The 13,003-nt window shown below is 73.9% G+C and carries 14 protein-coding genes and 1 pseudogene; 4 read left to right on the top strand and 11 right to left on the bottom strand.

The features are described 5' to 3' along the window. Positions 1 to 3 precede the first annotated feature (3 nt). The gene (locus QC282_RS15330) at positions 4 to 696 is read left to right on the top strand and encodes a ribonuclease HI (RefSeq protein ID WP_279549928.1); all 693 of its coding nucleotides are present in this window, start codon (positions 4 to 6) and stop codon (positions 694 to 696) included. Positions 697 to 709: 13 nt separating this feature from the next. On the opposite strand, the gene QC282_RS15325 is transcribed toward QC282_RS15330, so the two are convergent. Beyond that, positions 710 to 1,162, bottom strand: a complete 453-nt coding sequence (locus QC282_RS15325) for an SRPBCC family protein (protein ID WP_279549927.1) — start codon at positions 1,160 to 1,162, stop codon at positions 710 to 712. Between the two features lie 158 nt (positions 1,163 to 1,320). Between QC282_RS15325 and QC282_RS15320 the strand changes: the two genes are divergently transcribed. After that, entirely contained in the window at positions 1,321 to 2,574 is a 1,254-nt protein-coding gene (locus QC282_RS15320; RefSeq protein WP_279549926.1) for an FAD-dependent monooxygenase, read from the top strand. 12 nt (positions 2,575 to 2,586) lie between these two features. Next, positions 2,587 to 3,570 (top strand): aldo/keto reductase, encoded by a 984-nt coding sequence (locus QC282_RS15315; protein WP_279549924.1) that lies wholly within the window; start codon positions 2,587 to 2,589, stop codon positions 3,568 to 3,570. Positions 3,571 to 3,639: 69 nt separating this feature from the next. Here QC282_RS15315 and QC282_RS15310 read toward each other — a convergent pair whose 3' ends face one another. Further along, positions 3,640 to 3,999, bottom strand: coding sequence for a hypothetical protein (locus QC282_RS15310; RefSeq protein WP_279549923.1), 360 nt, complete (start codon positions 3,997 to 3,999; stop codon positions 3,640 to 3,642). Positions 4,000 to 4,173: 174 nt separating this feature from the next. Here QC282_RS15310 and QC282_RS15305 point away from each other — a divergent pair, with 174 nt between their 5' ends. Beyond that, a complete protein-coding gene (locus tag QC282_RS15305) occupies positions 4,174 to 4,644 on the top strand; it encodes a DUF6328 family protein (RefSeq protein WP_279549922.1) in 471 nt (156 codons plus the stop codon). Between the two features lie 41 nt (positions 4,645 to 4,685). Here QC282_RS15305 and QC282_RS15300 read toward each other — a convergent pair whose 3' ends face one another. The 9 genes and pseudogenes from QC282_RS15300 to QC282_RS15260 form a co-directional block, all read right to left on the bottom strand. Next, positions 4,686 to 5,111 carry an SsgA family sporulation/cell division regulator gene (locus tag QC282_RS15300; protein WP_279549921.1) on the bottom strand — a complete coding sequence of 142 codons (426 nt, stop codon included), beginning with the start codon at positions 5,109 to 5,111 and terminating at the stop codon, positions 4,686 to 4,688. Positions 5,112 to 5,173: 62 nt separating this feature from the next. Next, positions 5,174 to 5,368 (bottom strand): annotated as a pseudogene (locus tag QC282_RS15295) (hypothetical protein); the annotation flags it as partial. 325 nt (positions 5,369 to 5,693) lie between these two features. After that, positions 5,694 to 6,665: an LLM class F420-dependent oxidoreductase gene (locus QC282_RS15290; protein WP_279549907.1), complete on the bottom strand. Its 972-nt coding sequence runs from the start codon at positions 6,663 to 6,665 to the stop codon at positions 5,694 to 5,696. A gap of 181 nt (positions 6,666 to 6,846) precedes the next feature. Continuing rightward, entirely contained in the window at positions 6,847 to 7,116 is a 270-nt protein-coding gene (locus QC282_RS15285) for a hypothetical protein (RefSeq protein WP_279549906.1), read from the bottom strand. Positions 7,117 to 7,294: 178 nt separating this feature from the next. Continuing rightward, positions 7,295 to 8,254 (bottom strand): threonine/serine dehydratase, encoded by a 960-nt coding sequence (locus tag QC282_RS15280; RefSeq protein ID WP_279549905.1) that lies wholly within the window; start codon positions 8,252 to 8,254, stop codon positions 7,295 to 7,297. A 92-nt stretch (positions 8,255 to 8,346) separates the two neighbouring features. After that, complete coding sequence (locus tag QC282_RS15275; protein WP_279549904.1) at positions 8,347 to 9,393, bottom strand: polyprenyl synthetase family protein; 1,047 nt, start codon at positions 9,391 to 9,393, stop codon at positions 8,347 to 8,349. After that, positions 9,390 to 10,565, bottom strand: a complete 1,176-nt coding sequence (locus QC282_RS15270) for a tetratricopeptide repeat protein (protein WP_279549903.1) — start codon at positions 10,563 to 10,565, stop codon at positions 9,390 to 9,392. The genes QC282_RS15275 and QC282_RS15270 overlap by 4 nt, the downstream gene beginning before the upstream one ends. Before the next feature lie 219 nt (positions 10,566 to 10,784). After that, a complete protein-coding gene (locus QC282_RS15265; RefSeq protein WP_279549902.1) occupies positions 10,785 to 11,462 on the bottom strand; it encodes an AIM24 family protein in 678 nt (225 codons plus the stop codon). 59 nt (positions 11,463 to 11,521) lie between these two features. Next, positions 11,522 to 12,877 (bottom strand): CAP domain-containing protein, encoded by a 1,356-nt coding sequence (locus QC282_RS15260; protein WP_279549901.1) that lies wholly within the window; start codon positions 12,875 to 12,877, stop codon positions 11,522 to 11,524. Positions 12,878 to 13,003: the final 126 nt, after the last annotated feature.

Here is a 13,003-nt window from a genome sequence, read left to right as displayed (position 1 = left end):
GGCATGATCGGGGTCATGCGTGAACGTTTGGTGGCCGCGTGCGACGGGGCTTCGAAGGGAAATCCGGGCCCGGCGGGCTGGGCCTGGGTCGTCGCCGACAGTACGGAGACCCCGGAGCGCTGGGAGGCGGGACCGCTCGGCCGGGCCACCAACAACGTCGCGGAACTCACCGCCCTGGAGCGGCTGCTCGCGGCGACCGACCCGGCGGTGCCGCTGGAGATCCGGATGGACTCCCAGTACGCCATGAAGGCGGTCACCACCTGGCTGCCCGGCTGGAAGCGCAACGGCTGGAAGACCTCCGCCGGAAAGCCGGTCGCCAACCAGGACCTCGTGGTGCGCATCGACGAACTGCTCGACGGGCGGTCGGTGGAGTTCCGTTACGTGCCCGCCCACCAGGTCGACGGCGACCGGCTCAACGACTTCGCCGACCGCGCCGCGAGCCGGGCGGCGACCGTCCAGGAACCCGCGGGCAGCGCCCTCGGCTCCCCGGAGCCGCCGCCCGCCCCGGACGCCCCCGCGAAGAGTCCGCGCCGCCGGCCGGCCGCGGCCAAGCCGCGCGGCGGCGGTTCCTCACGCACCATCAAGGCGAAGTTCCCCGGCCGCTGTCTGTGCGGCCGGGGCTACGCCGCCGGTGAGCCCATCGCCAAGAACGCACAGGGCTGGGGCCACCCGGAATGCCGGACGGCGGACGCCTGAGGGACCGGGCCGGTCAGACGACCACGCCGCGCCAGCCACCGGTCTCCTGACCGCGCTGCTCGATGAACCGCTTGAAGCGCTCCAGGTCACCCTTGGTCTGCCGCTTCACGAACCCGAGCTTGTCACCGACCTTCTCGGTGACGCTGTCGGGCTGGAAGTCCATCTGCAGCATCACCTTGGTGTGGCTGTCGTCGAGGCGGTGGAAGGTGACCACCCCCGCCTGCTTCGCCTCTCCGGAGACCGTCGTCCAGGCGACCCGCTCGTCCGGGATCTGCTCCGTGATCTCCGCGTCGAACTCCCGGTGGACGCCGTTCACGTTCGTCACCCAGTGCGTGAGAGTGTCGCCACGCTGCTCGATGCGCTCGACGCCCTCCATGAACTCGGGGAACGTCTCGAACTGGGTCCACTGGTTGTAGGCGGTGTGCACCGGCACGCCGACCTCGATGGATTCCTCGACCTGCGACACAGCGCTTCTCCTCCTTCGTCGATGTCCTGCGAACGGACCCGGCGCGAGTACCCGTGACCAGTGCCTCGAATCGCCGTCACCGGCTGCCGGTCGCCGGACCCCCTCTGCGGTAACCTGCGGTGCCAAATGACCATTTTGAGGGTATTTCGGGGGTTTCTGTGAAGGTCGTCTGCGTCGGAGGCGGGCCCGCCGGGCTGTACCTGGCCATCCTGCTCAAACGGCAGGACCCGTCCCACGACATCACCGTCCGCGAACGCGACCCGGAGGGCTCCACCTACGGCTGGGGCGTCACCTACTGGCGCGGACTGCTCGACCGGCTCCACACCCACGACCCCGAATCGGCCCGCGCGCTCGCCGGTTCGTCCGTCCGCTGGAGCGACGGCGTCGCCCACGTACGGGACCTGACCACCCGTCACCGCGGCGACGAAGGCTTCGGCATCGGCCGCCACCGGCTCCTCGAACTCCTCGCCGCGCGGGCCCGCGCGCTCGGCGTCCACCTGGAGTACGAGCGCGAGACCGGCCCCGACGACCTGCCCGCCGACGCGGACCTCGTGGTCGCCGCCGACGGGGTGCACAGCGCGCTGCGCACCCGCCACGCCGACCACTTCGGCACCCGGATCACCACCGGCCGCAACCGCTACATCTGGCTCGGCACCAGCAAGGTCTTCGACGCCTTCACCTTCGCCTTCACGGAGACCGAGCACGGCTGGATCTGGTGCTACGGCTACGGCTACGGACCCGACCGCAGCACCTGCGTGGTCGAATGCGCCCCCGAGACCTGGACCGGCCTCGGACTGGACCGCGCCCCCGAGGCCGACGGACTCGCCCTGCTGGAGAAGCTGTTCGCCGACGTCCTCGACGGCCACCCGCTCATCGCCCGCTCCGGCGACATCCGCGCCCAGTGGCTGAACTTCCGCACCCTGACCAACCGCACCTGGCACCGCGGCAACCTCGTCCTGATCGGCGACGCCGCCCACACCACGCACTACTCCGTCGGCGCCGGCACCACCCTCGCCCTGGAGGACGCCGCCGCCCTCGCCGGCGCGCTCCGCGCCCACCCCGCGCTGCCGCGGGCCCTCGCCGCCTACGAACGGGAACGCGCGCAGGCCCTGCTGCCCGTGCAGAGCGCCGCCCGCTACAGCGCCCAGTGGTACGAGAACCTCACGCGGTACATCGACCTGCCCCCGGAGCGCATGTTCGCCCTCCTCGGCCAGCGCCACTCACCGCTGCTGCCGTACGTGCCGCCCCAGCTGTACTACCGCGTCGACCGCGCCGCCGGACGGCTGGAGATCCTGCGGCGCGCCAAACGGTGGCTGGGGCCCCGGCTCGCCCGGACCGTGCACGCCCGCACCCTCGCGTCCGGCGACCGGCACGCGGGCGGGAGCGGTTCCACGCCGTCCCGCCCCGGATGACAGACTGACGCCATGGACGAGCGCACATTCGACAGGTCAGGTCAGCACGCCTCCGTGATCGGACTCGGCACCTGGCAACTGGGAGCCGACTGGGGAGACGTCGACGACAAGGAAGCACTGGCGGTACTGGAGGCCGCGGCCGAGTCGGGCGTCACCTTCTTCGACACCGCCGACGTCTACGGCGACGGCCGCAGCGAGCAGACCATCGCCGCGTTCCTGAGCGGCAGGCCCGACCTGCACGTGATGGTCGCCACCAAGATGGGCCGCCGCGTCGACCAGATCCCCGAGAACTACGTCCTGGACAACTTCCGCGCCTGGAACGACCGTTCACGGCGCAACCTCGGCGTCGACCGCATCGACCTGGTGCAGCTGCACTGCCCGCCCACCCCCGTGTACTCCACGGACGAGGTGTTCGACGCCCTCGACACCCTGGTCGAGGAGGAGCGCATCGCGGCCTACGGCGTCAGTGTCGAGACCTGCGCCGAGGCGCTGACCGCCATCGCCCGGCCCAACGTGGCGAGCGTGCAGATCATCCTCAACCCGTTCCGCATGAAGCCGCTGCGCGAGGTGCTCCCGGCCGCCCGCGAGGCGGGCGTCGGCATCATCGCGCGGGTGCCGCTGGCCTCGGGCCTGCTGTCGGGCAAGTACACCAAGGACACCGTCTTCGCCGCGAACGACCACCGCACCTACAACCGGCACGGCGAGGCCTTCGACCAGGGCGAGACCTTCTCCGGCGTCGACTACGCGACCGGCGTCGAGGCCGCCGCCGAGTTCGCCGCGCTCGCACCGGAGGGCTGCACCCCGGCCCAGCTGGCGCTGCGGTGGATCGTCGAACAGCCCGGCGTGACCACCGTCATCCCGGGCGCCCGCTCGCCCGAGCAGGCCCGCGCCAACGCGACCGCCGCGAAGCTGCCGGAGCTTTCGGAGGAGACGCTCACCGCGATCCGCGACCTGTACGAGCGGCGGATCAGGGCCCAGGTGGAGAGCCGCTGGTAGACACGGCGCCGGGTCACCCGGCCGCTCGCATTACGGGCCCGCGGCACATTGCCGCGGGCCCGTAATGCGTCACGGCTCCAGAAGCAGCTGCCGCTCCTGCTCCTGGTCGCCGGACGCGGCTCCCTGGTCGTGCGCCGTGAACGCGCCGGCCAGCGTCTCGCTCGCCCTGCGCACGGCGTCGGGGGTGCCCTGCACGGTGACCGTCACGGGCGCCGACAGCCGGTCCGCGCCGACGGGCGTGCCCTCGGCACCGCCGGGCCTCCGGCCCTCCGGGTCGGCGGCGAACGTGGCGGTGTGGACCGTCGCACCGTCGTCGGCCGGCACCTCGTCCGGAGCACCGAAGGCGCTCTCCAGGGCCCTGACGACCGTCTGCGCGTCGGCGGCCCCGCCCTGCGGGCTCAGCGTCACGGTGAGCTGGGTGCCGGGCATCGCCCATGACCTCCTCGGATCGGCGTCCTCGCGTCCGCGCCCGTGTAACCCGGGCCCGGGGAATCAAACCGGCCGTGGGCAGGACACCTTCCGCGCCGACGGGGAACTCGCGGGAAGGCAAACAGTTCGCCGGAACCGGGAGGCAACGTGTCGGACACGCAAGGGGGCGGGACTATGCGCAGGGGCCGCAACGAGACCGAGGAGGAGCGGGCGGACCGGATGTGGCAGGAGCTCATCCAGGAGGTCCGCGTTGCACAGATGGGCGTGCAGATTCTGTTCGGTTTTCTGCTCACCGTGGTGTTCACCCCGAAGTACGCGACGCTGGACGGCACGGAGCAGACGATCTACATCGTCACCGTCGTGCTGGGCGCGGCGGCCACCGGCGCGCTGATCGGACCGGTGTCGCTGCACCGCCTCGTCTCGGGGCGCCGTGTGAAACCCCAGGCCGTCACCTGGGCCTCGCGGCTGACGTTCGTGGGGCTGGTGCTGCTGCTGGCCACGACGACGGCCTCGCTGCTGCTGATACTGCGGGTCGCCACCGACGACGGCGCGGTGCCCTGGCTCGTCACCGCCGTGGTGCTGTGGTACCTGCTGTGCTGGTTCGCCCTGCCGCTGTGGACCCGCCACCGGTACACGACGCGGTGACCCGGGGGCGCGGCCGGCCACCGCGTCGGCCGCGCCCGTTCTCAGCTGCCCGCGAGCAGGTCCGCGAGGAAGTCGTCGATCCGGACCTTCTCCCGCCCCGGCGGGACGATCTCGTGCGTACGGCTCAGGAACGCCGAGAGCGCCGGAGCCCACCAGAACACCAGGGCGTGCTGCCGGCTGCCGTCCGACCGGGCATCGCCGAGGAGCTCCATGCAGACCTCCTCCCACACGCCCTGCGAGACGGGACGCAGCCGCACGTCGCCCACCCCGACCGGCCGCCGCAGGCCCTCCGAGAGCATCTCCCGGTCCAGCCGCCAGTCGGCGAGCACCCGGCCGTCGTGACTGAACACGGCCGTGACGGCGAACGGGTCGGCGGCGTCGTAGGTCAGGTGGGCGAGCACCGGAAAACGGTCCGTCTCGCCCGCCTGGAGCTGAGCCACCAGGGTCTTGTGCACGTAGGAGTTCATAGCGGGCCCTCCCCGGAGTACGGACTCGGACCAACCCAGTACCCGCTACGGCCCGGAAATGCTCACTCGCGCACCGGATTTCCCCGGGCGCCGCGCAGCGACTCCAGGCACGTGCCGATGGCCTGCTGGAGTTCCTCGAGGCGCTGGACCATGTCGTCCTCGTAGAACGCCTGGGCGTCGTCGAGGGTGAGCTCCTCGAACACCTTCGTCGCCCGCTGGAGACTGCTGGAGAACCTGGTCCGCCTCTCGTGCACCCTCTCCTCGCGGACCCGGTCCAGCAGGGCCCGGCGGGCTGCCCGCCCGGCCGCACGCTGCGCGCCACCAGCAGACCGACGGCCCAGCCCCGGTCCGCGCGTAGCCGCCGAACTCGCGGGCGTCCGCGCCACCAGGTCGGACAGGGGCGCGGGGGAGGGGGACGTCTCGGCGGGGTCGACCGCCAGGGTCACGGGTGACTCTCCTGTTGCGGGCCGTGCAGCACGCGGGGCGCGGCCGTCCGCGCCGCCGGGCAGCCTGTACATGCCCTTCAGCGGGTCTTCGCAGCCGCACGGCCCGGCGGTTCGCGGCCCCGGCCGGGCGCCCGCGTCAGGCGAAGGCGTCCCGCAGCGCGGGCAGCAGCGTCTTCTCCGACCAGTCCAGGAACGCTGGCTGCGACTCGCCGCCGATCTGCACCAGCGCGATCTCCGTGAACCCGGCCTCGACGTACGGGCGCACCGCTTCCACGAAGGCCTCCGGGTCGTCGCCGCACGGGATCGAGGCGGCGACGTCGTCCTCGGTGACGAACTGCGTGGCGGCCTCGAACGAATCCGGGTGCGGCAGCTCGGAGTTGACCTTCCAGCCGCTGCCGAACCAGCGGAACTGGGAGTGGGCGCGCTTGATCGCCGCGTCGCGGTCGGGGTCGTAGCAGACGGGCAGCTGGCCGACGCGCGGCTTGCCCTCGCCGCCGTGCCGGTCGAACGTCTCCAGCAGGCCCGGCTTGGGCTCGGTCGCGATCACCAGGTCCGCGAGCCGGCCCGCGAGGGCGCAGGAGCGCTCCCCGGACACGGCGATGCCGATGGGCGGCGGCTGGTCCGGCAGGTCCCACAGCCGGGCCGACTCCACGTCGAAGTGCGGGCCGCGGTGATTGACGTGCCCGCCCTCGAACAGGGCGCGGATGATCTCCACGGCCTCCTCGAGCATCTCGTGCCGCACGTCGACGGAGGGCCAGCCGCCACCGACCACGTGCTCGTTGAGGTTCTCGCCGGAGCCGAGCCCCAGCCGGAACCGCCCCTCGGACAGCAACTGCGTCGTCGCCGCCTTCTGCGCCACGACCGCCGGGTGGTAGCGGATCGTCGGGCACGTCACGTAGGTCATCAGCGGGATGCGCGAGGTGGCCTGGGCCGCGGCGCCCAGCACGCTCCACGCGTACGGCGAGTGGCCCTGGGAACGCAGCCACGGGAAGTAGTGGTCCGAGGTCACGGAGAAGTCGAAGCCCACGTCCTCGGCCCGCACCACATGGTCGACGAGCTCACGGGGACCGGCCTGCTCGGTCATCATCGTGTATCCGATTTGCACCATGGGTGCCGAGTCCCCGGACCCCGGCCGGGGAAAACGGCCCGCCGGGCCCGCAGCTCACCGGGCCCGCAGCTCACCGGGCAGCGGGCGGAAGGTCCGCAGCGCCGTGGCCAGCGCCCGCCGGTTGGCAGCGTCGTCCCAGTCGGCCGCGGGCGTGGTCCGGCGCAGCGAGACGCCGCGCCCGTCACCGAGCGGGAGGCCCCGGGCCGAAGGCGTGCGCCCGGTCCCCGCCGCCGCCCGCGAGCCACTGGATGTCGGCCGCCTCGCAGCGCTGGTGGCTCGTCGCGCGGATGTCGCCGATGCGCCGGTAGTCGCCCGTGTTCCGCAGGCCGGGCTCCACGTCGTCGCGCCACAGGGCCACCGGGTCCGGGCCGACCCATTCGCCGTGGGTGACGGCGAGGACGCGGGGATCGTCCTCGGCGCCGAGGACGACGCGGTGGGCCACGTCGGCCACCCGCGCCGTGCTGACCGGCCCTCAGCCCTCGGGCAGGGCCACGGAGAACCCCTCCGAATTCGCCGCCGCAGTCCCGGGCGGCGGCGATCTCGGCGGCGGTGCCTGGAATGGCCGCGCCCTCGGCGGTCGTGCCTGCAGCGGTCAAGACTTCAGCGGTGCAGCCTCGGCGGCGATGCCCTCAGTGGAGGCCGAAGCGCTCCGCCCAGGCGGCCATGTCGGCGGTGGACACGTTGCCGCCGCACACCACCAACCCGATCCGGGCCTCGTCGCCCACCCGCTCCACCACCCGCCGCGCGGCGGGCAGCAGACAGCCGGCGGCAGGCTCGGTCCACACCTTGGCGTGCTCGGCCAGGTCCAAGGAGCCCCGCACGGCCTCCCGGTCCGGCACCACCAGCACCTCGGTGACCAGCGCGGCCACATGGTCGTACGTCAGCTGGGAGACCGCCGGCGCACTGAGCGTCGACACGATGGACGACAGCTCGACCGGCACGGGCCCGCCCGCCCTCAGCGCCTGCGACATCGCCTCCGCGCCCTCGGTCTCCACACCCCAGACCCGCAGGTTGGGCCGACGGGCGCGCAGCGCCGCCGCGACACCGGCGATCAGCCCGCCGCCCCCGATGCTGACCAGGACGTCGGTGAGCTCACCGGCGTCCTCGGCGAACTCCAGCCCGACGGTGCCCTGGCCCGCGATCACCACGGGGTCGTCGAAGGGGTGGACCAGGGTGAGGCCCTCGTCGCGCAGCCGCGTCATGAGGGCGAACGCGCTGTCCATGCCGTCGGTCAGCCGCACCGACGCGCCCGCGGACTCCGCGATCCGCACGGCACGGGCGGGCGCCGAACGCGGCATGACCACCGTGGCCTTCACGTGCAGCGCGGCGGCCATCTCCGCGACGGCGATGCCGTGGTTGCCGCCGCTGACCGCCACGACACCGGCGGCGCGCTCCGCCTCGCTCAGCGACAGCAGCTTCGCCGTCGCGCCGCGGGACTTGAACGAGCCGGTCCGCTGGAGCAGTTCCAGCTTCGTCGTGACCGGGACGCCGAGCAGCGCGGACAGCCCCGGGCTGGGCACGGTCGGGGTGCGCACGACGTGTCCGGAGATCCGCTCGGCCGCGGCCTCGACGTCCGTAATGCCGATCAAGACAGTCACCTTTCCGGCGCGGAGCGGGCGTACGCGCCGCTTCGCACCCTGACCTGTGGCGCGGCCCAGGTCAACTCCGGTGCGGGCGGCGTTCACAGGTCGCGCCGCAGCAGGTAGCCCAGCAGTTCCCGCAGCTCGCCCGCGGGGCCCGCCGGCAGCGGCACCCCGTCGAGCGCGGCCTCCACGGCGTCGACCCGGCGGCGCGCCTCGGCCAGGGCCGCCGCCCGGCCACCCGCCTCCTCGATCAGCGCGGCCGCCTCCTCGAACCCGGTGCCGGCGTCCAGGAGCGCGGTGACGCGGCGTGGCGCGGCGCCGGAGGAGTCGAGCGCCACCAGCACCGGGAACGTCTTCTTGCGCTCCCGCAGATCGCCGTGCACGGGCTTGCCGGTGACGGCCGGGTCGCCCCAGATGCCGAGGACGTCGTCGACGAGCTGGAAGGCGACGCCGAGATGCCGTCCGGCCCGGTCGAGGGCGTCCGCGGTCGCGGGCGGCGCGCCGCCGAGCACCGCGCCGAGCGCCGCCGCGCAGCCCAGGAGCGCGCCCGTCTTGTGTTCGGCCGTCGTCCGGTACTCGTCCGGCCGTACCCGCTCCGGTCCCGTCCAGGGCCGGGTGGCGAACAGCAGGTCGTCGGCCTGCCCGCGCACCAGGTCGCCGAGGGCCGCCGACAGCAGCCGGACGGCGTGCGGGCCGCCCTGCGTCGCGGCGAGGGTCTCGACGGCCAGCGCGAACAGCGCGTCGCCCGCCAGGACGGCGGGGCCGGTGCCGTAGGCCTGCCACACCGCCGGGCGGCGGCGCCGGTGCGCGTCGCCGTCCATGATGTCGTCGTGCAGCAGCGAGAAGGCGTGCACGAGTTCCACGGCCACGGCGGCGGGGACCCCGGTCCGGGCGGGGGCGCCGGCCGCCTCGGCGCCGAGCACGGCGAGCGCCTGCCGCACGCCCTTGCCGCCCGGCGCGTCGGTGGGCGCCCCGCCGACCTCGCACCAGCCGAAGGAGTAGGCGGCCATCTCCCCGACCCACGGATGCAGCCGCCCGACGGCCTCCTCCAGCGCGGGCCGCACGAGTCCGCGGCAACGGGACAGGACACCGGGGGCGTGCGCCCGCACCGGGGAGGGCGGCGCGACGACGGCACGGGCGGTCATCGGCCGGCCTCCGCCACGACGGTGCCGGCGGTGCCCGGCTGCGCCGGTCCCGCCTGCGCGGGGTGGACGCGGCCCGGTTCCGCAGGGAGGGTCCCGGCGGGCGCCGGGCGGTCGTGCCGGGGCTCCGCGTCCGCGGCGTCCGGTGTCTCCGCCACGCCGAACTCCTCCTGCGCCCGCGCCACCATCTCCCGCGCGTGGCGCAGCCCGATCCGCTCCAGCGTCCGGGCCAGGTCGGCCAGTTCGACGGCGGTCTCCGTACGGTCGTGGCCCAGCCGGGCGCGGGACTTGGCCAGGCCCAGGCGGGACAGCGCCTCACCGCGTGGCTCGCTCATCGCGCGGAACTCGTCGAGCGCCAGCGCGTACAGATCCCATGCCTCGGCGTACCGCCCGGCCCGGTACAGGACGTTGCCCCGCATCTTGTGGTTGTAGGCCAGCGCGCTCGACAGCCGCATGGCCCGGCACGTCTCCTCCGCCTCGGACAGCAGCTCCAGCGCCCGCCCGGTGTCACCGTCCCGCACGGACACGACGTCGGCCAGCCCGCGCAGCGCCCACGCGTGACCGCGCCGGTCGTCCGCCCGCGCCGCGATCCCGGCCGCCTCCTCGAACAGCGCGTACGCGGTGTCGTACGCGCCCGTGTTGCGGTGCATCTGCGCGATGCCCTCCAGCGCCCACACCGTGTGCCGGGCCTCCCCGCGGCGCCGCGCCTCGGCGAGCAGTTGCTCGTGCAGGCGGCCGACGGCCTCGTAGTCGCCCTGGATGCGCCCGGTCTCGGCCAGGCCCGCCAGTGAGTAGCCGCGCACCACGACGTCGCCGCCGCGCTCGCCGAGGCCGGCGGCGAGCCCGAGCAGCCGCCGGGCCAGCGCGAACGCGCCGCGCTGCCGTGCGAGCGTGCCGCCGCTCCACAGCGCCCACGCCATCCCGGCCTCGTCCCCGGCCGTGCGGGCGGCCCGGTAGCTCGCCTTCCACGCCCGGTCCGCCTCCTCGATCCGGCCCAGACGGCGGTGCGCCTCGGCCACCGCGAGACCGCAGCGCGCCGCCTCGGCGTGCCGCCCGGCCCGCTCCGCGGCCCTCAACTGCTCGGTGCCGGCGGCCAGTACGTCGGTCAGTGAGGAGTTCACGGACAGGGAGGTGAGGGCGCCCTGGTACTCGGGGGCGAATGCCTTGCCGTACATCGATGCCTTTCGGTCCGTATCGACACCGTGACCCGCGCGTGCATACGCCTCGCGTATACACGCTACGTATACACGGCGTGTATAGAGCGTCGAAAATCCGCCCCGGCCCCCGTCGAGGGGCCAGGGCGTCGCCTGTTGCCGGTCAAGACGTCACGGTGGCCGACCGGGTTGCCTGTGAGGCGCAGATCACGTGCCGGAGTGGCCGGCGCCCCGGTGTGTCTAGTGCTGCTGCGCCTTCTGCGGTGTGACCTCGCTCGGTCGCACCACCACGTGGCCCTCGCCGGACAGCATCAACTGCACAGCCTCCCCGGAACCGCCGCGCAGCATCGACCCGATGGACTGAGACCGGTGCAGCGAGGTCTGCAGCCCCGCCGTCCAGCCGACCACCGCGTCCGTGTCGACGTACACCGGGTACTGCGCCGACACCGGCATGACCAGCGGACTGCCGTCGCACACCAGGCCCAGCCTGCCGTGCCCGCTGAACACGCTGTTGAACAGCCCGCCCCCGGTGATTCCGGCACCCTTCACCGTCGAGATCCGGTACGACAACGAGGCGTCGAAACACAGGACGTTGCGGCCGTTGACGGTGAACTCGTCACCGGCTTCGACGTCGACGACGAAGCAGTTCTGCGCCTCGTGCGCGAACCACGCCTCGCCCTGCCCGCGGACCGCCATCAGCGGCAGCCCCTCGCCGGTGACCGCGCGCTTGAGCATCCCGCCCACGCCCTGGCCCTTGCGTTCGAACTGGAGACTGCCGCGGTGCGCGACCATCGCGCCCTGCCTGGCCAGCATCTCCCCGTTCACCACGTACCTGATGCACTTGGAGTTCTCGACGGTCATGCCGGGCGCGGACGCCGGCTGAACCATGTGCGCACTGGAAAAGAGGTCACCCTTCATGCGGGCATGGTGTCCCGGACGACCCCGCTCCGTCACGCCCCCGGCCGGGCGGGTCGGCCTCAGGCACCGAAGAGTTGCGTCCAGTACGTGCCCGAACGGCCGCCGCCGGCGAAACCGACGCCGATGTGGGTGAAGCCGGGCCCGAGGATGTTCGCGCGGTGCCCCGGGCTGTTCATCCAGCCGCGCACCACCTCGGCGGGGGAGCGCTGACCGCAGGCGATGTTCTCCCCGACGGTGCGCCGCGAGGAGCCCGCGGTGGCGGCCCGGTCCCAGGGTCTGGCCCCGTCGGGCGAGGTGTGGGAGTAGAAGTCACGGGCCACCATGTCGGCGCTGTGCGCCTGCGCGGCCGCGGTGAGGAGCGGGTCCACGGCCAGGGGCGGCAGACCGGCGGCGGCACGCTCCCGGTTGGTGAGGCCGACGACGTCGGTCACGGTCCGGCGCAGGCCGTCCGGCGTGAGGGGCACCGCCCACAGCGCGGTCCAGAACATGTCGCCGGACGGCCCCTGCGCCACGTGCGCCACTCCCGCGTGGAGGTACGCGGGGTCGTGCAGGGTGCGCCGGGCCCGGTCGGTGCGCAGGCAGTACGCCACGAAGTCCGCGGGGCTGCGCGGCCCCGACACCAGATGCTCGCCGACGGTGAGATACGCGTATCCGGCGGTGACGACACGCTGGTGGACGGAGACGCCGTCCCGGCTCTCAATGCTCAGCCGACCGGCGGCGGCCATCGCCCCGGCGTGGGCCCGGGCGGCGGACGTCAGGCGGGCGTCGAGCGTGACGGCCGGCGAACCGGCCGAGGCGCGGGCGGAGTTGACGGCGGCCAGGAAGCCGTCGTGGTCCGGGACGGGCACCGGCGGGTGAGCCCCGTGACCGCCGTCCGGACTCGCCGCGCCGGTGCCGGGCCCGCCGGAGGCAGCCGCGCCGGGCGGCGGTGGTGCGTCGTCGGTGACGTCCACGCCGAAGTCCCGGGCGAGGCCCGCGAGACCGTCGGCGTACCCCTGGCCCAGGGCCCGCAGCTTCCAGCGGTCGCCGCGCCGGTACAACTCCGCCAGCAGCAGCACCGTTTCCTCGCCCGGCCGGGGTGCGGCGAACCGGGCGACCGGCCGGCCCCCGGCGTCGGTCACCCGCGCGACGGGCGGGGGCAGGGCACTGAGCGGCGTGTCCGGCTCGGCGGGGCTGACCGCCACGGTGACCCGCGTGGCACCGGGGCGCAGCCGCGCCGGGTCGAGGGTGAGCGCGTCGCCGCGCAGGGCGAGACCCGGTGCGGACGGCTGGTTGTAGAACACGAAGTCGCCGTCGTCCCGGACCTTGCCGCCGTCGTCCGTGACGAGCGCCGACACGTCGAACGGCCCCGGCACCCGGACGGTCACGACACCCCCGGGCAGGGCCACATTGCCCCCAGGCACCAACTCCCGCATCCCGCCGCCCCCCTCGAAGTCACCCCGCGCGCGGTTCGTCCCCGCTCCCCGTCCTCCGAGAACGCGCACCCGTGAGCGAGGGTTCCATGCCGCGCACCTGGGGACCAGGGGAGACGGACGGGGCGC

Origin of the sequence: Streptomyces sp. DH24 (assembly GCF_029813775.1) — a bacterium.
Lineage (GTDB): Bacteria > Actinomycetota > Actinomycetes > Streptomycetales > Streptomycetaceae > Streptomyces.
The sequence above is the reverse complement of the archived record's forward strand: the minus strand, read 5'-3'. Positions and strand labels throughout refer to the sequence as shown.

Excerpts from the sequence above, each read along its gene's own strand:
- QC282_RS15300 (WP_279549921.1), bottom strand. The coding sequence starts at position 5,111 with ATGAACTCCTACGTGCACAAGACCCTGGTGGCTCAGCTCCAGGCGGGC.
- QC282_RS15310 (WP_279549923.1), bottom strand. The coding sequence starts at position 3,999 with ATGCCCGGCACCCAGCTCACCGTGACGCTGAGCCCGCAGGGCGGGGCC.
- QC282_RS15270 (WP_279549903.1), bottom strand. The coding sequence starts at position 10,565 with ATGTACGGCAAGGCATTCGCCCCCGAGTACCAGGGCGCCCTCACCTCC.
- QC282_RS15330 (WP_279549928.1), top strand. The coding sequence starts at position 4 with ATGATCGGGGTCATGCGTGAACGTTTGGTGGCCGCGTGCGACGGGGCT.
- QC282_RS15315 (WP_279549924.1), top strand. The coding sequence starts at position 2,587 with ATGGACGAGCGCACATTCGACAGGTCAGGTCAGCACGCCTCCGTGATC.
- QC282_RS15275 (WP_279549904.1), bottom strand. The coding sequence starts at position 9,393 with ATGACCGCCCGTGCCGTCGTCGCGCCGCCCTCCCCGGTGCGGGCGCAC.
- QC282_RS15260 (WP_279549901.1), bottom strand. The coding sequence starts at position 12,877 with ATGCGGGAGTTGGTGCCTGGGGGCAATGTGGCCCTGCCCGGGGGTGTC.
- QC282_RS15265 (WP_279549902.1), bottom strand. The coding sequence starts at position 11,462 with ATGAAGGGTGACCTCTTTTCCAGTGCGCACATGGTTCAGCCGGCGTCC.
- QC282_RS15290 (WP_279549907.1), bottom strand. The coding sequence starts at position 6,665 with ATGGTGCAAATCGGATACACGATGATGACCGAGCAGGCCGGTCCCCGT.
- QC282_RS15305 (WP_279549922.1), top strand. The coding sequence starts at position 4,174 with ATGCGCAGGGGCCGCAACGAGACCGAGGAGGAGCGGGCGGACCGGATG.